Source organism: Pseudomonas sp. Lz4W (assembly GCF_000346225.2).
Classification (GTDB): Bacteria; Pseudomonadota; Gammaproteobacteria; order Pseudomonadales; family Pseudomonadaceae; genus Aquipseudomonas; species Aquipseudomonas paraversuta.
In genome coordinates this window covers 4,026,375-4,046,403 of record NZ_CP017432.1, presented here as the reverse complement: position 1 = coordinate 4,046,403, position 20,029 = coordinate 4,026,375, and the positions used below count along the sequence as shown (strand labels likewise).

Annotated in this window: 22 protein-coding genes; 12 read left to right on the top strand and 10 right to left on the bottom strand. The window is 59.7% G+C overall.

Translation table 11 applies throughout. From position 1 onward, the window contains the following. Position 1 precedes the first annotated feature (1 nt). Positions 2–610 (bottom strand): hypothetical protein, encoded by a 609-nt coding sequence (locus B195_RS18510; RefSeq protein ID WP_003439965.1) that lies wholly within the window; start codon positions 608–610, stop codon positions 2–4. A 52-nt stretch (positions 611–662) separates the two neighbouring features. Continuing rightward, positions 663–1,136 carry a PAS domain-containing protein gene (locus tag B195_RS18505; RefSeq protein WP_003439967.1) on the bottom strand — a complete coding sequence of 158 codons (474 nt, stop codon included), beginning with the start codon at positions 1,134–1,136 and terminating at the stop codon, positions 663–665. A gap of 134 nt (positions 1,137–1,270) precedes the next feature. Here B195_RS18505 and B195_RS18500 point away from each other — a divergent pair, with 134 nt between their 5' ends. Beyond that, positions 1,271–1,726: a flavodoxin gene (locus B195_RS18500; protein ID WP_003439968.1), complete on the top strand. Its 456-nt coding sequence runs from the start codon at positions 1,271–1,273 to the stop codon at positions 1,724–1,726. Here the strand turns inward: B195_RS18500 and B195_RS18495 are convergent. Continuing rightward, positions 1,707–2,603 carry a LysR family transcriptional regulator gene (locus B195_RS18495; protein ID WP_003439970.1) on the bottom strand — a complete coding sequence of 299 codons (897 nt, stop codon included), beginning with the start codon at positions 2,601–2,603 and terminating at the stop codon, positions 1,707–1,709. The two genes, B195_RS18500 and B195_RS18495, sit on opposite strands and share 20 nt — an antisense overlap. 99 nt (positions 2,604–2,702) lie before the next feature. On the opposite strand from B195_RS18495, the gene B195_RS18490 reads away from it, so the two are divergent. Then, on the top strand, positions 2,703–3,089 hold the full coding sequence (locus B195_RS18490; RefSeq protein WP_003439974.1) for a CidA/LrgA family protein: 387 nt from the start codon (positions 2,703–2,705) through the stop codon (positions 3,087–3,089). After that, the gene (locus B195_RS18485; RefSeq protein WP_003439976.1) at positions 3,079–3,765 is read left to right on the top strand and encodes an LrgB family protein; all 687 of its coding nucleotides are present in this window, start codon (positions 3,079–3,081) and stop codon (positions 3,763–3,765) included. The genes B195_RS18490 and B195_RS18485 overlap by 11 nt, the downstream gene beginning before the upstream one ends. 269 nt (positions 3,766–4,034) lie before the next feature. On the opposite strand, the gene B195_RS18480 is transcribed toward B195_RS18485, so the two are convergent. Further along, positions 4,035–4,829 carry an IclR family transcriptional regulator gene (locus B195_RS18480; RefSeq protein ID WP_003439978.1) on the bottom strand — a complete coding sequence of 265 codons (795 nt, stop codon included), beginning with the start codon at positions 4,827–4,829 and terminating at the stop codon, positions 4,035–4,037. A gap of 163 nt (positions 4,830–4,992) precedes the next feature. Here B195_RS18480 and hmgA point away from each other — a divergent pair, with 163 nt between their 5' ends. From hmgA to B195_RS18460, 4 genes are all read left to right on the top strand, one after another. After that, positions 4,993–6,297: a homogentisate 1,2-dioxygenase gene (gene hmgA, locus B195_RS18475; RefSeq protein WP_003439980.1), complete on the top strand. Its 1,305-nt coding sequence runs from the start codon at positions 4,993–4,995 to the stop codon at positions 6,295–6,297. A gap of 2 nt (positions 6,298–6,299) precedes the next feature. Continuing rightward, a complete protein-coding gene (gene fahA / locus B195_RS18470) occupies positions 6,300–7,604 on the top strand; it encodes a fumarylacetoacetase (RefSeq protein WP_003439982.1) in 1,305 nt (434 codons plus the stop codon). An 11-nt stretch (positions 7,605–7,615) separates the two neighbouring features. Then, a complete protein-coding gene (gene maiA, locus B195_RS18465; protein WP_003439984.1) occupies positions 7,616–8,254 on the top strand; it encodes a maleylacetoacetate isomerase in 639 nt (212 codons plus the stop codon). A 167-nt stretch (positions 8,255–8,421) separates the two neighbouring features. Next, complete coding sequence (locus tag B195_RS18460) at positions 8,422–9,462, top strand: Glu/Leu/Phe/Val dehydrogenase dimerization domain-containing protein (protein WP_003439985.1); 1,041 nt, start codon at positions 8,422–8,424, stop codon at positions 9,460–9,462. A gap of 45 nt (positions 9,463–9,507) precedes the next feature. Here B195_RS18460 and B195_RS18455 read toward each other — a convergent pair whose 3' ends face one another. The 3 genes from B195_RS18455 to B195_RS18445 all read right to left on the bottom strand — a co-directional run bounded on the left by B195_RS18455 (position 9,508) and on the right by B195_RS18445 (position 10,868). Beyond that, positions 9,508–9,918 carry a MerR family transcriptional regulator gene (locus B195_RS18455; RefSeq protein ID WP_003439986.1) on the bottom strand — a complete coding sequence of 137 codons (411 nt, stop codon included), beginning with the start codon at positions 9,916–9,918 and terminating at the stop codon, positions 9,508–9,510. A gap of 38 nt (positions 9,919–9,956) precedes the next feature. Continuing rightward, positions 9,957–10,532, bottom strand: a complete 576-nt coding sequence (locus tag B195_RS18450) for an NAD(P)H-dependent oxidoreductase (RefSeq protein WP_003439987.1) — start codon at positions 10,530–10,532, stop codon at positions 9,957–9,959. Positions 10,533–10,610: 78 nt separating this feature from the next. After that, entirely contained in the window at positions 10,611–10,868 is a 258-nt protein-coding gene (locus B195_RS18445; RefSeq protein ID WP_003439988.1) for a YebG family protein, read from the bottom strand. A gap of 255 nt (positions 10,869–11,123) precedes the next feature. Between B195_RS18445 and B195_RS18440 the strand changes: the two genes are divergently transcribed. After that, positions 11,124–11,624 (top strand): phosphate-starvation-inducible protein PsiE, encoded by a 501-nt coding sequence (locus B195_RS18440; protein ID WP_003439989.1) that lies wholly within the window; start codon positions 11,124–11,126, stop codon positions 11,622–11,624. A gap of 115 nt (positions 11,625–11,739) precedes the next feature. Here the strand turns inward: B195_RS18440 and B195_RS18435 are convergent, their stop codons facing one another. Next, positions 11,740–12,168 carry an HPF/RaiA family ribosome-associated protein gene (locus tag B195_RS18435; RefSeq protein ID WP_003439990.1) on the bottom strand — a complete coding sequence of 143 codons (429 nt, stop codon included), beginning with the start codon at positions 12,166–12,168 and terminating at the stop codon, positions 11,740–11,742. A gap of 438 nt (positions 12,169–12,606) precedes the next feature. On the opposite strand from B195_RS18435, the gene B195_RS18430 reads away from it, so the two are divergent. The 3 genes from B195_RS18430 to B195_RS18420 all read left to right on the top strand — a co-directional run bounded on the left by B195_RS18430 (position 12,607) and on the right by B195_RS18420 (position 16,733). After that, entirely contained in the window at positions 12,607–13,161 is a 555-nt protein-coding gene (locus B195_RS18430) for an RNA polymerase sigma factor (protein ID WP_083912783.1), read from the top strand. Then, the gene (locus B195_RS18425; protein WP_003439992.1) at positions 13,158–14,150 is read left to right on the top strand and encodes a FecR family protein; all 993 of its coding nucleotides are present in this window, start codon (positions 13,158–13,160) and stop codon (positions 14,148–14,150) included. The genes B195_RS18430 and B195_RS18425 overlap by 4 nt, the downstream gene beginning before the upstream one ends. Positions 14,151–14,306: 156 nt before the next feature. Further along, entirely contained in the window at positions 14,307–16,733 is a 2,427-nt protein-coding gene (locus B195_RS18420) for a TonB-dependent receptor (protein ID WP_037001367.1), read from the top strand. Between the two features lie 226 nt (positions 16,734–16,959). On the opposite strand, the gene B195_RS18415 is transcribed toward B195_RS18420, so the two are convergent. Then, entirely contained in the window at positions 16,960–17,835 is an 876-nt protein-coding gene (locus B195_RS18415) for a helix-turn-helix domain-containing protein (RefSeq protein ID WP_003440011.1), read from the bottom strand. Positions 17,836–17,969: 134 nt separating this feature from the next. Here B195_RS18415 and B195_RS18410 point away from each other — a divergent pair, with 134 nt between their 5' ends. Beyond that, positions 17,970–18,866 (top strand): DMT family transporter, encoded by an 897-nt coding sequence (locus B195_RS18410; RefSeq protein ID WP_003440013.1) that lies wholly within the window; start codon positions 17,970–17,972, stop codon positions 18,864–18,866. Between the two features lie 110 nt (positions 18,867–18,976). On the opposite strand, the gene B195_RS18405 is transcribed toward B195_RS18410, so the two are convergent. Continuing rightward, positions 18,977–19,966, bottom strand: a complete 990-nt coding sequence (locus tag B195_RS18405; RefSeq protein WP_003440015.1) for a D-glycerate dehydrogenase — start codon at positions 19,964–19,966, stop codon at positions 18,977–18,979. Between the last annotated feature and the right edge of the window lie 63 nt (positions 19,967–20,029).

Sequence of the window (20,029 nt, the reverse complement as noted above, 5' to 3'; positions counted from 1 at the left end):
GCTATGAGCTGTGAAATGCCGGATGCGCCAGACGATGCTGTTGCAGGATGAACTGGCGCAGACGCTCGGTCTGGCCTTTATCGTGCTGGCCAAGCCGGTAGGCATACAGGCCTGATTCGGTCTTGCGCTCCAGCGTGCCGCGTACGGCGATCCGTTCATAGCCCACGGGGCTGAACCATTGGGCAAACTGACGCGGTGGCTGACTGTTGTTGCGCACCTCCACCAGCAGTCCCTTGAACGATACCTGGGTGACCCACAGGTTTCCGGGTCTGGCCCGAATATTCTCCAGTGCCACCGGTTCTTCCAGGGTCAGGCGCCACGGGCGGCCAAGGGGCCCGTCTTCAAAAATGCTCGGCGCTCCCAGCTGCAAATGCTGTGCATGGAACTCGTCTTCCACCAGGCTTAACGGAAAGCTCATTTGCTGGTCGGCAAATTGCGCCTGGATCGTGACTTGTTCATGGGCGGCCAGGCGGGTGAGCAGATCACGTATTTGCGAGACCCCTTTAACCGTGAGGCTCGACGAAGCGTCCCGCTGATTGAGCTGCGGGTTCTGATGCATCGTCTGGATAAAATCCAACTCGTCCTGAGTCAGAAGGGTCTCGTGGGACATTATCTGGCTCGTAAATTAGCGTTACAAATCAGCGCAGGTGAGACTAAGACCCTCAAATCTGTGTTTTGTTAACTCCGTTCGTCGCCTTGAGCGCCTGGAGTTCGGCTTTTACCCCGGCCAGTTCGGCTTCCAGTTGCGCAACCCGCTGTTGGGCTTTGACCTGGGCCGTGACATCTTTTTGCACGCCAATAAAGTAGGTGAGCTGATCGTTCTCGTTAAACACGGGGGTGATCGACAGCTCGTTCCAGAAATGCGCACCATCCTTGCGATAGTTGCGCAGTATCTGGCGAGTCGGCTGGCCGCTGGCGATGGCATCGCGGATCAATTGCAGGCCGGTTTGATCGCGGTCACCGGCCTGCAAAAAGCGACAGTCCTGATACAAGATATCGTCGCTGCTGTAACCGGTGAGCGTTTCAAACGCCTTGTTCACGTAAATCAGAATGTTGTCTTCGCCTTCCTGTTCGGCAATCACAATGCCGTCCTGGGACGCGTCCACCATGCGTTGCAACAAGTGGGAAGTAATCATCGTGGGGTTCTCCGGAGGGGCGGCAAAGTGCTGGCATTTTAAGCCGGTCGCAGGTGCAGTCTACGTGCCATCACCGAAAGCTGCGCCTCACCTGCTAATATCCCGGACTTTTAGTCAGTTACAGGATCAGATTGATGAAAGTCGCCATCCTTTCCGGCTCGGTGTACGGCACCGCAGAAGAAGTCGCCCGCAACGCCAGACAACTGCTGACCGATGCCGGCTTTGAGGTTTTGCTCAATCCTCGCGCCCGCCTGGCAGATATTCAGGCCTTCGCTCCTGAAGCCTTTTTGGCCGTCACCTCGACCACGGGCATGGGCGAGCTGCCCGACAACCTGATGCCGTTGTACTGCGAGATCCGTGATCTGCTGCCGGCCGCCTGGCGTGGCTTGCCCGGTGCCGTGATCGCCCTTGGTGATGAAAGTTATGGCGACACTTTCTGCGGCGGCGGCGAGCAAATCCGTGAGCTGTTCGCAGAGCTGGGGCTGCGCGAGGTGCAGCCCATGCTGCGCCTGGACTCCAGCGTCACCGTTACCCCGGAAGAGGACGCCGAGCCCTGGCTGCAGGACTTGATCAAGGCACTGACGCAATAACCGGCCGCTCGCGCAGCAGCTCCAGCCAGGCTTGGGCTGCCCGCGACAAATAAGCCCCGTCGCGCCAGATAAAGGCGATATCCCAGCGCAGGTAATCCGGCGCGATCAGCTTCAAACGCACGACCCCCGGCCGTACCAGAGCCCGGGCCACCACGCTGGGCAGCAGCACCACGCCTTGTCCGGCGGCCACCAGCGCCACTAAAAAATCCGATTGCCCGCTGCGGCCACCTTCTTTGGGTGTGAAGCCCGATTGATGGCACGCCTGCAGCAAACGCTCGTTGAGCATGAAGCTGCGCTGGTAGAGCAAAAACGGTGTATCGGCCAATTGCTCCAGACGCACGCTGCCGTCCTGTGCAAGCGGATGATCCTCCGGCAGCAGCGCATCCAGCGGTTCATCGCAAAACGGTTGATAGCCGAACAGCGGGTTTTTCGGGGTCAGACTGCCGCCCAGCTCCAGTTCTCCGCTCATCACCGCCTGCTCAATATGCATGCTGCCGCCTTCGAGCAGTTGCACCTGAATATTGGGGTAACGCCGCCGGTACTCGGCAAACAGGCTGGCGAACAAGGTATTACTGCCCAGTAGCGGCAGCCCTACCCGTAACTCGCCCCGGGTCAACTGGCTCAAGTCGTCCAGCTCGCTGAGCAGCTCATTGTGCAGGCGCAGCATGCCTTCTGCGCGCTGCAGCACCACATTTCCCGCCGCCGTCAGGCGCACCTGCGAACCCAGGCGATCGAACAGTGGCGTGCCAAGGTTCTGCTCAAGTTGCGCCACCTGTTTACTCACCGCTGACTGGCTGATATGCAGCAGATGGGCGGCCTGGGTAAACCCGCCCTGACGCGCCACTTCAACGAATGTGCGCAGTTGTTTGAATTCCATGTGCGTGATTCCGTTTTGGAATAGCTTCCAGTCTAACAATTCGTTTTAGGGATGGAAGGCCTGTCTTTAAACTGAAGTCCAGTCTGCACTGGAACCCATATGAAACGCTTCGATGTAAAACGCTTTGCCCGTCTGGTCAGTGAGGTGGCGGTATTGCTGGCCATTTATTTTCTCGGCTGTCAGATCGCGGCGTGGTGGCACCTGCCAATACCCGGCGGGGTGATTGGCATGGTCTTGCTGCTGCTGGCATTTGCCCTGGGGCTGATCAACCCGGCGACCCTGCAATTGGGTGCCGGGGTATTGATGGCCGAAATGTTGCTGTTCTTCATCCCGGCGCTGATGAGCCTGCTCGACTACGGCGCACTGGTACGCGATGACGGATGGCGGATATTGCTGGTGATCGGGGTCAGCACCTTGTTGGTCATGGTGGTGACCGCCTTTACCGTCGAAGCCGTATGCCGCTGGAGACTGCGCCATGAAGTTTGAATGGATGCCTGTGTTCTGGCTGATCCTCACCCTCGGGGCCTACGGTCTGAGCCGCTGGCTATACCGGCGCACCGGGCGCTATCTGCTGTCGCCGCTGATTCTGGTGCCTGCCCTGTTGCTCGCAGTGGCCGTACCGCTACACACCGCCTATGCCGAGTACTCAAGCGATACCCATTGGTTGATGCTGGTATTGGGCCCGGTGACAGTGGCCTTCGCCGTGCCGATCTGGCAGCAGCGCAAGTTGCTGGCGCGGCATTGGGTCGCCTTGTTGCTGGGGATGCTGGCGGGGAGTGTGGCCTCCATTGGCAGCTCATTCTGGCTGGCCAGGGCACTGGCGCTCGACACATCGCTGACCATGTCTTTGGTGCCCCGTTCCATCACCACGCCGTTCGCCATGCCCCTGGCCCAACACCTGGGCGGAGTCCCCGAACTGACTGCGGTGTTCGTAATGTTTACCGGTGTATTTGGCGCACTGCTGGGGGGGATTCTGCTCAAGTGGCTACCGCTGCGCAGCAGTCTGGCGCGGGGTGCCCTGTTCGGCATCGGGGCCCACGGAGCGGGGGTCAGCCGCGCCCGCGAGGTCGGCAGTGAAGAGGGGTCAGTGGCGGGGCTGGTCATGGTCCTCACCGGGATCCTCAACCTGTTTGCGGCGCCATTGCTGATGCTGCTGCTTTGAACCGCGGCAAATTCCGGGCATAAAAAAGGCCGCTGAAGGACAGCGGCCAACGAAGACGTTCATCAAGGAGCAACAAATCAACGTCAGGGTAAATCTGGGGGAGAGTCGAGTTGACTCAATCCGTGTGACCGGCAGCCGTGCCGGAAAGTTCGATAAGAATAATGGCTGTCTTGTTATGGAGTAAGGCCGCTTTTCGACAATCTCTGTTACCGCTTCGGCAATAGTCGAAAGCCGAACCAGGCGCCACAGTTATACCGCGGCAGGCGTTGTTAACCCGGTTGATAACCCATCCGCCAGCTGATGGCCGTGCTCGCTTCCAGCAGCCGCTTGGCTGCGGGGCCGTTTTCATCGGCATGGAACAGCGACGCCGGCCCGACCACGGTCAGTACGCCAGCCACATGACCGGTGGCATCAAACACCGGTGCCGATAATGCATCGACCCCGGGCATCAGCAAGCCATGGACAAAATGCAATCCCCGTTCACGGATCTGTACACCGGTTGCGGCGTAGGTTTCAGGTTTTTTCAGCGGATGAATTTTATCGGTTTGCAACTCCAGCTCGCGCAATGTGGCGGTTTCCCGGTCAGGCAGAAAGGCATTGAACACCAGCCCCGTGGACGAACTCAGCAGGGGCAGCACCGAACCCAGTTTGGTCACCACCGTGACTGCGCGAACCGCGGCTTCAATATGCACCACGGTTGCCCCCTGATTGCCCCACACCGCCAGAAAGCAGGTTTCATTCAAGTCATCGCGCAGTTCGGCCATGGGCAGGGCGGCGACTTTCAGCACATCCATGCTGTTGAGTGCGGCCAGCCCCACACGTAACGCCTCACGCCCCAGTCCGTAATGATTGGTGGCTGCATTCTGCTCGGCAAAACCACTGGCGATTAATGCCTGCAAGTAGCGATGCACCTTGCTCGCCGGCATTTGCACGTGCTCGGCCAGACGCGACAGGGAAGTGGAAGGTGACAGCTCGGCCAGGGCCTTGAGGATGTCAGTGCCGACTTCGGCGGAGCGCACTTTCTGTTTGCCAGTGCTGTCGTTACTGCTGCGTGGCTTTTCCATGGGCTGCTGGGATCTCGGGACGAATGGGCGTCTTTATAGCTTGACGCTTAATACCAATCAAATTACGTTATACGTAATTGAATTACGATAAAAATAACGCAGCGACGCGCAAGCTGTTTTCGGGCCGGGCGCAGTCAGCTGTATTCTCCACACTGGAGGCGCCATGAACCTCGACTCGTCTTTGTCCGATCCCGTGTATCAATCCGGGTTTGGCAATGAATTCAGCAGCGAAGCATTGCCCGGCGCGTTGCCGGTCGGCCAGAACTCCCCGCAACAAGTCCCTTACGGCCTGTACACCGAGTTGTTGTCGGGTACCGCGTTCACCATGGCACGCAGCGAATCGCGCCGCACCTGGATGTACCGGATCAAGCCATCAGCCAACCACCCGGCATTCGTCAAGCTCGGGCGGCAACTGGGCGGCGGCGGATTGGGCCCGGTAACCCCCAATCGCCTGCGCTGGAACCCGCTGCCAATCCCGGATGAGGCCACAGATTTCATTGACGGTCTGGTGGCTATGGCGGCCAATGGCGCTGCGGACAAACCTGCGGGTATCAGCATTTACAGCTACTGCGCGAACACCTCGATGCGGCGCGTGTTCTTCAACGCCGACGGTGAATTGCTGCTGGTGCCTGAGCAGGGCCGTCTACGGATTGCGACCGAGTTGGGAGTGCTGGAGCTTGAGCCCCTGGAGATTGCCGTGATCCCCCGTGGCCTCAAGTTCCGTGTTGAACTGCTCGACCCGCAAGCCCGTGGCTACGTGGCCGAAAACCATGGTGCGCCGCTGCGCCTGCCGGATCTGGGCCCCATTGGCAGCAATGGCCTGGCCAATCCCAGGGATTTTCTGGCCCCGGTGGCCCACTACGAACATAACGGGCAACCGACCCCTCTGGTGCAAAAATTCCTCGGTGAGCTGTGGGGTTGCGAGCTGGATCACTCGCCACTCAACGTGGTCGCCTGGCATGGCAATAACGTGCCGTACAAATATGACCTGCGGCGCTTCAACACCATTGGCACCGTCAGCTTCGATCATCCCGACCCCTCGATCTTCACGGTATTGACCTCGCCCACCAGCGTGCCGGGTCTGGCCAACCTCGACTTCGTGATCTTTCCGCCGCGCTGGATGGTGGCTGAAAACACCTTCCGGCCACCATGGTTCCACCGCAACCTGATGAACGAGTTCATGGGCCTGATCCAGGGCAGTTACGACGCCAAGGCCGAGGGGTTCCTGCCCGGCGGTGCTTCGCTGCACAGCTGCATGAGCGCCCATGGCCCGGACGCCGAAACCTGTACCAATGCCATTGCAGCAGAGCTGCAACCGAGCAAAATCGACAACACCATGGCCTTTATGTTTGAGACCAGCCAGGTGTTGCGCCCCAGCCGGTTCGCCCTTGAATGCCCGCAGTTGCAATCCAGTTACGACGCTTGCTGGGCTTCGCTGCCCACAACCTTCAACCCGAATCGGAGATAAACATGACCCAGTCCACATTTACCCGCAGCTGGATCGCCTCCGCCAACGGCCACAGTGATTTCCCGTTGCAAAACTTGCCCATGGGGATCTTCAGCCTTAATGGCTCGGCGCCCCGTAGCGGTATCGCCATCGGCGAGCACATTTTTGATCTTGAGGCGGCGCTGGCTGCCGGTTTGTTTGAAGGTCAGGCCAAGGTCGCGGTGGAAGCCTCGCTGGGCGGCGCCTTGAATACCTATTTTGCGTTGGGCCGCAGTGCCCGGGTAGCCCTGCGCGAACGCTTGCTGGAGCTGCTGGGCGAGGGCAGCACCCTGCGGGGCAAGATCGAAGCCCAGGGTGCGAAACTGCTACCGCTGGCGGCGGATTGCCAATTACACCTGCCGGCCAAAATCGGTGACTACACCGATTTTTATGTCGGCATCGAACACGCGAAAAACGTCGGCAAACTGTTTCGCCCTGACAATCCTTTGCTGCCCAACTATAAGTACGTGCCAATCGGCTACCACGGCCGCGCTTCCACCATTCGCGCATCGGGTGCCGAGGTGCGTCGTCCTAAAGGACAAACCTTGCCCGCCGGTCAGACCGAGCCGACTTTTGGGCCCTGTGCACGTCTGGATTACGAACTGGAACTGGGTATCTGGATTGGCCAGGGCAATGACCTGGGGGATGCCATCCCGGTCAGCGAAGCGGGCGAACACATTGCCGGTTTCTGCCTGCTCAACGACTGGTCGGCGCGTGATATCCAGGCCTGGGAATACCAGCCGCTGGGGCCGTTCCTGTCCAAAAGCTTCATCACCAGCATTTCCCCGTGGGTGGTGACGGCCGAAGCGCTGGAGCCGTTCCGCCGCGCGCAGCCGGCCCGTCCTGAAGGCGACCCGCAGCCCCTGGCGTACTTGCTCGATCCCAAGGATCAGGGCCAGGGCGCGTTGGGCATCGAGCTCGAAGTGCTACTGCTGACCCAGGGGATGCGTGAACAAAATCTGCCGGCCCATCGACTGGGCTTGAGCAACAGTCTGAACATGTACTGGACTGCCGCGCAGCTGGTGGCTCACCACAGTGTCAACGGTTGCCAGCTGCAATCGGGCGACCTGTTCGGTTCGGGCACCCTGTCGGGCCCTGACCGCTCGCAACTGGGCAGCCTGCTGGAAATCACCGAGGGCGGTAAACACCCGATCGAACTGGCGTCGGGCGAGGTTCGCAAGTTCCTTGAGGACGGCGACGAAATCATCCTGCGTGCCCGTTGCACCCGTGAAGGGTATGCCTCCATCGGTTTTGGCGAATGCCGGGGCAAGGTCGTCGCTGCGCGCTAAAGGAGCGAGCCATGCAACTCTTTACCTACTACCGCTCGACCTCGTCCTACCGGGTGAGGATCGCGCTGGCGCTTAAAGGTCTGGATTATCAGGCGGTGCCGGTCAACCTGATTGCCGCTGGCGGCGGCGAGCACCGCCAGCCGGCATATCTGGCGATCAATCCCCAAGGCCGGGTACCGGCCTTGCGTACGGAGGAGGGCAGGGTGCTGACCCAGTCCCCGGCGATTATCGAATACCTCGAGGAGCGGTATCCGCAGGTGGCGTTGCTGTCCGAAGATCTGGACACCCGTGCCCGCGAACGTGCGGTGGCAGCCCTGGTGGCCTGTGATATTCATCCGCTGCACAACGTCAGCGTGCTCAATCAACTGCGCCAGACGGGGCAGACCGAAGAGCAGGTCATGCAATGGATAGGTCACTGGGTCAGCCAGGGCCTGGCGGCCATTGAACAACTGATTGGCGATAGCGGCTATTGCTTCGGCCCGGAGCCCGGGCTGGCGGATGTGTACCTGATCCCGCAGCTGTATGCGGCTGAGCGCTTCAAGGTATCGCTGGTGCCATACCCGCGGATCGCCCGGGTTGCGGCATTGGCAGAGCAGCACCCCGCGTTTGTCGCTGCACACCCCGCGCGGCAACCGGATACACCCGCCTAGCGGCACACAAGACAATGGCCGGGCCGGGGTTCAGACGCACAAACTGTAGCCCCGGCAGGTTATGTCTGAAACCCTGAAAACAGCTCAGACTTATTCCTGCGCACTTCAACGATTTTTCTGGCGCCACCTATACTGGCGTTTACCTTTTATCGTTCGAGGGCTGGTTAATGTTTGCTCTCATGCAAAGTGCTCATGTGGAGTCGTTGCACCTCAGTGTCGATCCTGTCACCGGGCTCAAGGCAGTGATTGCCATTCATAGCAGTCGTCTGGGCCCCGCCCTGGGTGGCTGCCGTTATCTGGCGTATCCCAACGATGAAAGTGCAGTCAACGATGCCATCCGCCTGGCCCAGGACATGAGCTATAAAGCGGCGCTGGCCGGTTTGGCGGTGGGCGGCGCCAAGGCAGTCGTCATGCGGGCGGCCCATGTCGAAAGTCGCGCGGCGCTGTTTGAAGCATTCGGTCGCTGTGTCGAGCAACTCGATGGACGCTATATCACCGCGATCGACAGCGGCACCTCTACCGCCGATATGGATTGCATTGCCCAGAGCACCCGCCACGTAACCAGTACCACTGCGGCAGGCGACCCGTCACCGCATACGGCGATGGGGGTGTTTGCCGGTATTCGCAGCACTGCGTCGTCGCGTCTGGGCAGTGACAACCTGGAAGGATTGCGGGTTGCCGTGCAGGGGCTGGGCAAGGTCGGTTACGCCCTGGCCGAGCAACTGCATGCGGCGGGTGCCGAGTTGCTGGTGTGCGATACCGATCCCGGTAAAGTTCGCCTGGCCATGGATCAGCTTGGCGCCCATCCGGTTGCCTGTGAAGCCTTGCTCAGCACCCCCTGTGACATTCTTGCACCCTGCGGCCTGGGCGGCGTGCTGAACTGGCACAGCGTGGCGCAATTGCGTTGCTCGGCAGTGGCCGGCTGTGCGAACAACCAGCTGACCAACCTGCAAGTTGCCGATCAGCTCGAACGTCGGGGGATATTGTATGCGCCTGACTATGTGATCAATTCGGGCGGTCTGATTTACATGGCGCTGACCCATGAAGGCGCGACCCCCGAGGCCATTAACCAGCAGTTGTTGCGTATCAGCCAGCGCCTGACGGGCATCTACGCCCACGCCCAGGCCGAGAAGCGTTCACCGGCACGGGTTTCCGATGAGCTGGCGCAGCGGTTGTTGTACCCCAAAAGCACTGCGACCTCATCGTAGGCGCAGGCTTGCCCACGAAGCTGATTAAGCCGAACAGCCAGACCTTCAGGCCATTGCCAGCAATCGAGCATCCACCGGCTGCTCCAGCAGGTTGCTTGCCTGACAGGATTGATCAGCGGCCAAAAAACGGGTCTCGAACGCGACCAGCCCGGCATGCTGGTTGTGCAGGGCCTGGATCTGCTCCAGCACTGACTGTTTTTTGTCGGTGATGGCGTTTCGCACCACATCCCATGGCAGTGCCTGGCCGTGGTGCTCATCAAGAATCGCCAGCATTTCCTTCAGTTTGAAGCCCAGTTGCTGGGCGCATTTTATGAACATCAGCCGCTCGACACTCTGCTCGCTGTAGAAGCGATAGTTGCCACGGCGCTGCGGCGGCGGCAACAGGCCGATGTCTTCATAGTGACGAATGCTTTTGATGGTGGTGCCCGATCGTTGGGCGGCTTTGCCGATGTACATGAAAAGTCCTTTTTAATGGCCGCCCGCATATTGGAGCCTTACCTGGCAGCGAGTTTGCGGATTTGCCCGAGCCAAATGTCCCGCTGCCTGGCGGTTGAATCCAGAATCGGGCCGAATGTCAGGGTCACGAGGGGTTTTATGCCACAAAAGGCCAGAGTGGTCCTGCGCATTTGATGCAATGCCGGCATGCAGTACACCCATTTGTAATACCAGGGCGGGGTGTCCATGGTCACCAGCAGACAGGCGCTGCGTCCTGACAACAGTTTCTCTGGAAAAGCTTTGCCCTTGCGGTAGCTAAAGGCGAAGCCGGGTAGCAGGATGCGCTCGAGAAAGCCTTTGAGCAAAGCCGGAACCCCGCCCCACCAGACCGGAAACACCAGTACCAGATGCTCCGCCCAGGTGATGTCAGCCTGGGCCTTGAGCAAGTCCGGCTCCAGCGGCTGGATCTGTTTATAACCCTCGTGCAGCACCGGATCGAAACACAGGGCTGCGAGATGCAACACGCGGACATCCTGACCGGCGCCAATGGCCGTTTCGACATAGCGCTCGGCCAGGGCTGCACAAAAGCTGTCGGTAGAGGGATGTCCCAGAATTACCAGTACTCGCTTGCTCATCATTACACCAACCTGAAAGACGGCCTTTCAGGATAGGGTCTGCCCCCAGGGGGAGAGTCAAGCGAGGGCTCGGTGCTGTTACTCGCTTTCGACCAGCAACTCGGACAGGGCGTCCGGCTGGCTCTTGAAGGCCTTGGCAAACACATCGCGGTTTTTCGCCATGTAAATGCCGGCTTCTTCGACCTGCTGCTCGCTCAGCGACGGCACGGCTTTTTGCAATACTTCAGCCAGCAACTCTGCAAGTTCCAGCATTTTGTCATGACGGTCAGCTTCGGCTTTATCCATGAACAAACGCTCCAGATCTCGGCTGCTGCGGTATACCACTTCGACGGCCATTTACCACCTCATATGCCTTCACGTAAATTATCTAGCGATTACTGTATTTATATACAGCGAAAAGAATAAGCCAATCCCCGGGATTTGAATAGCGGCTTTTTTACTCTAGCCGCAATTGGTGTGCGCAGCGGGCATCCGAGGTGTCTAATAGCCGGCCGCCACCATCTCACTGGGGATGCCTGGCCTTATTTCTGCATGCAGAAAGGGCCATGTACATGCGGATGATCCGTTCGAGTCGATTCAAGGAGCTGCATCGTGAGAGTTAACAAAGCTGAAAAGCTACGTCGCCAGGTTCATGAACTGGCCGAATCGATGGGCAATCTGTTCGTCGAGACCTTCCACTATATGGCGTTGTTTGCCATTGGCGCAGTCACTGCCTGGGCGGCGGTGATGGAATTTTTGCAGATGGTGGAGAAGGGCAATATCTCCATCGATGACATTCTGCTGCTGTTCATCTACCTCGAACTGGGCGCCATGGTCGGAATTTATTTCAAGACCAACCACATGCCGGTACGTTTCCTGATTTACGTGGCGATTACGGCCTTGACCCGCTTGCTGATCTCCAACGTCTCCCATCACAACCCGCCGGACATGGGCGTGGTGTACCTGACCGGAGCGATCTTGTTGCTGGCGCTGGCGATTCTGGTGGTGCGCTATGCATCGTCGCAGTTCCCGTCGGTGAAAATAGAGAACCCCCGGCGCAAGACCGGCGCAGGTTCAGGTGAACACCCGGAAGTGGAGAAGGGCGAGTTGTAGACGCTGTGTAAATTTGTCTCCTGCAGATTTGCGTCTCGGCAGTTTCTTCAAAGCATAAAAAAGGGCGGGCTTACCGAAGTAAGCCCGCCCTTTTTAGTACGCTCTGGGCGCTGAATCAGCTGATTTTATCGAGTTCTTTTTCTTTCTCCAAAAACTCTTCTTCAAGCAAATCATCAGCAGTCTGTTTTGGCTCTTTTTCTTCAAAGCCTTCAACGGCCAGTTTAGGGGTGTGTTTGCCACGCAGCTTGCCGAAAAGGTGCTCCAGCTTGTGCTCCAGTTTTGTCGCGGCACCTTCTACCGCTTCTGTCAGGGAATCAGCGTCGTGGGAAACGAGAAATGGCTGGTGTCCTTTAGGTCGTGCCTCCATTTTGCAACGTTTGTCTTTAGTACCTGACTTGCCACCGTTTTCATCGCTGACATGCACGATGACTCGAGTCAGGTCTTCCAAATGACGTTCGAGCGTAACTTCAACTGTCGCTGTTACCCAGTTCTGGGTACGTACGTCAACGGCGATGTTCTTATCGGAAAAGACTTCAGTTTGCATAATTCTTCCCTTATATAGCGTGCTCGTGTGAGGTCTGACGGCCTCGTGTATTCAAAGGTTCCTCGTCATCGCTCAGTTACAGTGTTTGGGCCGATGAACAAATATTTCAAGCACTATTTTCTGCAAGTCTCGCCAGCCATGACCGGCGTCAGTCTTTGATGAGACGGACAAGCCCGCGTGTGCAGGCTATGGTCGATTTATATCAAAATGCGACGACGGCTCGCCGGCTCAGATTATGTAGAACAGCATCAGGCTGCAGGAGCGAGCTTGCTCGCGAACGGTCTGCAATCATGGCGAAAAGCTCGCTCCTGCGGGGGCTGGCTCAGGTTCCGGGTTCAATCGACACCCGTAGCTGCAGGCCGTCATCTATTTTTGCATCTGATAATGTTTATCATTAGTATCGCTTTCCTTTTCGACCTGTATACCGATCCCCCACCCATGACCTCTCCCGATCTCAATGAAGGCCCCGGCAGTGACACGCGTCATGGACGAGCGCATTTTCTGCAGGTGTTTTTATCTCAGCGGTTACAAATGGAAGCCCTGGTGAGCCGCCGTGTCGGATGCCGGGCTACGGCGGCCGATCTGGTTCAGGACTTGTTCCTGCGGTTCTGGCGCCGGCCCCTGGTACAGGTCGAAGAACTCAGCACTTATTTACTGCGCAGCGCCGGAAATATCGCCATCGACCATCTGCGCAGCGAAGGGGCTCGCGGGCGGATCAATCAGCACTGGCAGCCCGAGTCGGACGCCCGCAGCTGCGAGCCCCAGGCAGCACTGGAGGCGGGCAATGACTTGCGCCAGGTCGAGGCCGCCTTGCGCAGCCTGCCCGAGCGCACCCGGCATATATTTTTGCTCAACCGGATTCACGGTCGTACCTATGCCGATATCGCCAGGGTCATGGGACTGTCTCAAAGTGCCGTCGAAAAACACATGATGCGCGCCCTGGAGGCCTGCAAGGCCAGTTTGCGTGAGCCGCCAGCAGGGGCCGCGCCGTGATCAATCGTCCGGATATTGCGGTCACTGCCGAACAGGAGCGCACCGCGCTGGCGTGGCTCAGTGTGTTGCACGATCAGCCCGACAGCGGTGATCAAGCCACCTTCAGCCGTTGGCTGCTGGCCGATCCCGCCCACGCCGAGGCGTACTCCCGGGCGCAAGTGATATGGGAGCTGAGCGAAGTGGCGGGCAGTACTTTGGCGGCCGAAGAGGCGCAGGTGTTGCAAGGTTACTTGTCGGCGATCAAGGTTTCCCGGCGCAGCAGAATCAAGCACTGGTCCAGTGGGCTGGCGGTTGCTGCGTGCCTGTTGTTGACGGTCGGGGTGTTCGCGGGCTGGCAGCCGATACGCTGGCTCGATAATCTTGGCGCCGATTACGTCAGCGCGCCGGGGCAGGTACGCACCGTGACCCTGGCTGATCAGTCACGGGTCACGCTGGATGCCGACAGTGCCATTGCGGTGAATTTCAGCGCTGGTGAGCGGCATGTGGAGTTGCGGCGCGGGGTTGCGTTTTTCCACGTTACCCATACCGGCGAACCCTTTGTGGTGGATGCCAGTGGTGGCGAAGCGCGGGTACTGGGCACTGAGTTTGAAGTACGGCTGCAGCCTGCCGGGGTGCAAGTTACCGTGTTATCCGGCCGGGTCGGGGTCAAGGCGGGGGAGCACGCGCCACAGCAGATTCTTGCGGCTGACCAGCAAGTGGCCTATGCCGACGGTGCTGTGAGCGATGCGGTGCAACAGGTCGACAGTCAGGCCCGACTGGCGTGGCGCAGCGGCTCGCTGAGCTACTACAAGACGCCGCTGGCCGATGTGGTGGCCGATCTGAGGCGCTACTACCCCGGGCAAATCCTGTTGCTCAATAGCCAGTTGGGCACACGCCGCATCAGCGCCAGCTTCCCCACTCAGGACCCGCAAGCAGTGCTTGCCTCCCTGCAAGGCGTGCTCGGGTTTGAACAGCACACCTTGTTCGGGCGGGTGATTGTGCTGCGTTGAGTTTCATACATGTTGATTGATCGTGGGAGCTGGCTTGCCAGCTCCCACAGGATTTTTTTCAATCAAGGGGTGAGGTAAACCCCGGGGCCATCCGTGTAGTGCTTGAAAATGCGAAAAATTCGCATTCCGTATCAGGTTGGCACACAGGTCATGAGCATGAAGTCCACGTCAGCGGCAGGCGGTTCGGTTAAACAGTGGTTGAGCGTTTCGGCTTTGATGGCCGGTCTGGTGTTAACGCCTTTGTCTGTCGCCATGGCAGCCGGTGCCACTGTGCAGCAAACCGGTGCTCTGTTTGATTTCAATCTGCCGGCCGAGCCGTTGCCCCGGGCCCTCAGCGACTTCAGCCGGCTGACCGGCCTCAGTGTGGTCTACACCGACGAAGCACCCTTCGGCCTGCAAGCCCCTGCGGTCGAAGGGCGCATGGGTGCCGAGCAGGCGTTGCAGCAGTTGCTCGCGCAGTCGGGCTTGAATGCACGGCGCACCGATGCCAGCACCTTTGCCCTCGAACCCCGACCCGAGGCCGGCGCCCTGAACCTGGGGGCCACCAGCATCACCTCCCAGGCCGTCAGTGACACCAGCTATCAGCCCCCGGCCAGCACCTCGGTGATGCGTGGCACGGGCACGTCGATGGAGATTCCGCAGACCATCAACGTGGTCGCCGCCCAGGTCATTCGCGACCAGGTGCCGCGCAATCTGGATGACGCGCTGAACAATATCAGCGGCATCACCCAGGGCAACACGCTGGGCGGGACCCAGGACTCGGTAATGAAACGTGGCTTTGGCGACAACCGCGACGGGTCGATCATGCGCGATGGCATGCCGCTGGTGCAGGGCCGGGCGCTGAATGCCGCCACCGAGCGGGTCGAAGTGCTCAAGGGGCCGGCGTCCTTGCTCTACGGAATCCAGGACCCGGGCGGGGTGGTCAACGTGGTCAGCAAAAAGCCGCAACTGCAGCAGTACAACGCACTGACGGTAAAAGGCTCCAGCTATGGTGCCGGCAAAAACGGCAGTGGCGGGACACTGGACAGCACCGGACCGCTGGGGGATTCCGGGCTGGCCTACCGGATGATCATCGATCACGAAGATGAAGATTACTGGCGCAACTTTGGCCTGCACCGCGAGACCCTGATCGCCCCTTCGCTGGCCTGGTATGGCGACAACACCCAGGTGCTGCTGGCCTACGAACATCGCGAGTTTCTGACCCCCTTTGACCGGGGCACGGCGATCAACCCGGCCACCAATCATCCGCTGGATATCCCGGCCACGCGCCGCCTCGACGAACCCTTCAACAACATGCAGGGGCGCTCGGACCTGTATCGCCTTGAAGTCGATCACGACCTCAATGACAACTGGAAAGCCCATTTCGGCTACAGCTGGAACCGCGAAACCTACGACGCCAGCCAGGTCCGGGTGACTGCCGTCGACCCGGCCAGCGGTACCCTGACCCGCAAAATGGATGGCACCCAGGGCGCCATCACCACCGACCGCTTCACCACTGCCAGCCTGCAAGGCAAGGTTCAGGTTGCGGGCATGCAGCATGATCTGGTGTTCGGGGTGGATGACGAGTACCGCAAAATCTATCGTGCGGATCTGATTCGGCAGAACAGCCAATACCCGTTCAGCTATCTCGACCCGGTATATGGTCGCGAAGTGGCGGGCACCACGGTCAGCGCCAGTGACAGCAACCAGACCGACTTGCTGCGCAGCGATTCATTGTTCGCCCAGGACTCCATCCACCTGACCGATAAATGGATTCTGGTGGCAGGCGGCCGTTTCCAGAAGTACGACCAGCTCGCGGGCAAGGGCATCCCGTTCAAGGCCAACACCGATACCAACGGCGTCAAATGGATACCGCGGGCGGGTCTGGTCTATCAATACAGCGATGAATTGTCGTTCTACGGCAGCTACACCGAATCGTTCAAGCCCAACTCCAGCATCGCTCCCCTGACCGGCGGCGTGGTGCTGGATTCGGCCATCGCCCCGGAGCAGGCCAAGTCCTGGGAACTGGGGGCCAAACTGGATATTCCGGGGCGCATCACCGCCAGCGCGGCGCTGTTCGACATCAAAAAGCGCAACGTACTGGTATCCACCACCGTGGGTGATGACACGTTGTACTCGACGGCAGGCCAGGTCAGCTCCCGCGGCCTGGAACTGGATGTCAGCGGTCAGTTGAGCGAACAGTGGAGCCTGATTGGCAGTTATGCCTACACCGATGCCGAAGTCACCAAGGACGCCACCTACCAGGGCATGCGCTTGCAGAACGTGGCTAAAAACAGCGGCTCGCTATCGGCGGTCTATGACTTTGGCAACATTGTTGGCGGCGACAAATTGCGGGTCGGTGCCGGAGCGCGCTATGTGGGTGAGCGTGCAGGCGACGCCCTGAACGATTTCGACCTGCCGTCCTACACCGTGGCCGATGCCTTTGCCACCTACGACACCCAGCTCGAAGGGCAAAAGCTCAAAGTGCAGCTCAATGTCAAAAACCTCTTCGACCGGGTTTACTACACCTCGGCGGCGAGCCGGATGTTTGTCTCCATGGGTGATGCGCGGCAAGTGAGCGTATCCACCACCCTGGAGTTCTGACCCGCCCCCGCCCCCTGTAGGAGCGAGCTTGTCTCGCGAGCTCTTCAGCAATCTCGCAGGCAGCCCCGCCCCCTGTAGGAGCGAGCTTGCCTCGCGAGCTCTTCAGCCAGCCCCGCCCCCTGTAGGAGCGAGCTTGCCTCGCGAGCTCTTCAGCAATCTCGCAGATAGCCCACAGCTCGCGAGGCAAGCTCGCTCCTACAGGTTAATTTGGTTGATGTTGTGGCTTTCAAGGCCTGAACGCCGCCCGATACTCCCCCGGCGTCCCCCCCAGGGTCTGTTTGAACCGGTTGGCGAAGTGGCTGGCGCTGGCAAAGCCGCAGGCCAGTGCAATGTCACCCAGCCCCATCGCGCTGTTGCGCAGCAAATCCCGGGCGCGAGCCAGGCGGCGCGCCAGCAGATACTGGTGAGGCGGCACGCCGAAACTCTGGCGAAACATGCGGGCAAAGTGGTAAGGCGACAATGCGCAGTGCGCGGCCAGTTGGCCAATGTTCAACGGCTCGGCCAGCTGCTGCTCAATCATGTCCACCAACTGGCGCCGTTGATACGCCGCCAGCCCGCCCTTGAGTTGCAGCCCGCTGCGCATCCCCACCTGACTGAGCAACGCATGATCGAGCAACTCGCTGGCCAGGCTGCTGGTGAGCAGGCGTTCGCCGGGTTCGCTCCAGTTCAGCTGGATCAACTGATGAAAGCGCCGGGTTTGTTGTTCGTCATCGAAAAAGGTGATTTCGCGCAGTTGCAGCTCGCGAGGTTCGCGGTCGAGCAATGTCACGCAACCCAGGGCGAATTGCTCCTGGCTGACATACACATGGGCCAGGCGAATGGCGCCATTGATCACCCAGGCCGACTGATGATCGGCAGGCAGCACGCAGAGTTTTCCCGGCGCACCCGTTGCCCCCGGCTGCTCCCGGCGAAAGGTCCCGGTGCCGCCCGAGATGTAGCACGACAGGGTGTGGTGAGTCGGCGCCTGATAGTCGCGGGCATCGTGATGGTTGGTCCACAAGGCTGCGGCCATACCGTCACCGAGCTCGGCACTGTGCTCCAGACGGGCATTGGGCGAGCGGCTCATGGATTGAAAAACTTGCAGGGTATCGAATGCAGACATGGTGATTACTCCAACCCTTCGCATCCTACTCCGTCGCATCAGCGCTGCCAGCCCCGGGGCCACAAAAGCGCAAGAATCTGCAAGTGCGCCCCGGCATTGCAACGCAGACTGCAAGCCATCTCCAGGAGCTTGCCATGAACCTATCCCTGTACTTGTTGACCGTGTTGATCTGGGGCACGACCTGGATCGCCCTCAAACTGCAATTGGGGGTGGTGGCCATACCGGTGTCCATCGTCTATCGCTTTGGCCTGGCGGCACTGGTGCTGTTCGCGGTGTTGTTGCTGACGCGTCGGCTGCAAACCATGAACCGGCGCGGGCATCTGATTTGCCTGGCGCAGGGCCTGTGTCTGTTCTGCGTCAACTTCATGTGCTTTTTGACCGCCAGTCAGTGGCTGACCACAGGCTTGATCGCCGTGGTGTTTTCCACCGCCACGCTGTGGAACGCGCTGAACGCGCGGATCTTCTTCAAGCAGAAAATCGCCCGCAACGTAATCGCCGGAGGTGCACTGGGGTTGTTCGGGTTGGGGCTGCTGTTCTGGCCGGAGTTGAGCGGGCATACCGCGACCCCGCAGATCCTGCTGGGGCTGGGGCTGGCATTGATCGGCACCCTGTGTTTTTCGGCGGGCAACATGCTGTCGAGCCTGCAGCAAAAAGCCGGGCTCAAACCGCTGACCACTAACGCCTGGGGCATGCTCTATGGCGCCGGCATGCTGGCGCTGTACTGCGCCTTCAGCGGCATTGCGTTCACCATGGAATGGAACACCCGTTACATCGGCTCGTTGTTGTACCTGGTGATCCCGGGTTCGGTGATAGGTTTCACCGCCTACCTGACCCTGGTCGGGCGCATGGGCCCGGAGCGGGCAGCGTACTGCACGGTATTGTTTCCGCTGGTGGCACTCAATGTGTCGGCGTTTGCCGAGGGCTACCAGTGGACAGCACCGGCACTGGCCGGTCTGGTACTGGTGATGCTGGGCAACGTGCTGGTGTTTCGCAAACCCCGGGTGGTACCTATGGCCGCAAAGCTGGCCTGAACCTCGAACACCGCCCCACCTGTAGGAGCGAGCTTGCTCGCGAGCTGTTCCAAAAGCTCGCGAGCAAGCTCGCTCCTACAGGATCAGATCAGGATCAGATCAGTGCCGTATCAGCCTTTAAAGACCTGCGGGTTCACCAGATCCTGCGGGCGTTCGCCCAGCAGGGCACTGCGCAGGTTGTCCAGGGCACGATTGGCCATGGCTTCCCGGGTTTCATGGGTCGCCGAGCCGATGTGCGGCAAGGTCACGGCGTTTTTCAACGCAAACAACGGTGACTCTGCCAGCGGCTCTTTCTCATACACATCCAGTCCCGCGCCGCGAATCGTACCGTTTTGCAGAGCTTCGATCAGCGCCGGTTCATCCACCACCGGACCACGGGAGATATTCACCAGAATCGCGCTTTTCTTCATCAGCCCCAGCTCGCGCCGGCTGATCAGGTGTCTGGTTTTTTCGCTCAGCGGTACCACCAGGCACACGAAATCGGCTTCGGCCAGCAACTGGTCCAGGCTGCGGAACTGCGCCCCCAGCTCTTGCTCAACGGCAGTCTTGCGGCTGTTGCCGCTGTAGAGGATGGGCATGTTGAACCCCAGACGACCACGACGGGCGATGGCCGCGCCGATATTGCCCATGCCCACAATGCCCAGGGTCTTGCCATGTACGTCGCTGCCAAACAACGCAGGCGGTACGCTGGCCTGCCATTGCCCGGCCTTGGTCCATGCATCCAGTTCCGCCACCCGGCGGGCGCTGCTCATGATCAGGGTGAAACCCAGGTCAGCGGTGCTTTCGGTGAGCACGTCCGGGGTGTTGGTCAGCATGATCCCGCGTTCGTTGAAGTAGTCGACATCGTAGTTGTCGTAGCCCACCGACACGCTGGAGACCACTTCCAGCTGCCTGGCGTTCTCCAGTTGCTTGCGCCCCAGCTTGCGGCCCACGCCGATCAAACCGTGGGCGTGGGGCAGGGCTTCATCGAACTGGGCATTGAGATCGCCCAGCTTGGGATCGGGCACGATGACGTTGAAATCCTGTTGCAGGCGCTCGACCATCCGGGGGGTGACACGGCTGAAGGCAAGTACGGTTTTCTTGGTGCTGGAAAGGCTCATCTGAACAAGACTCATCGGCTGTCGGGAATGTAAGCACGCTAACATTCCCGCCGTTCATCCGCC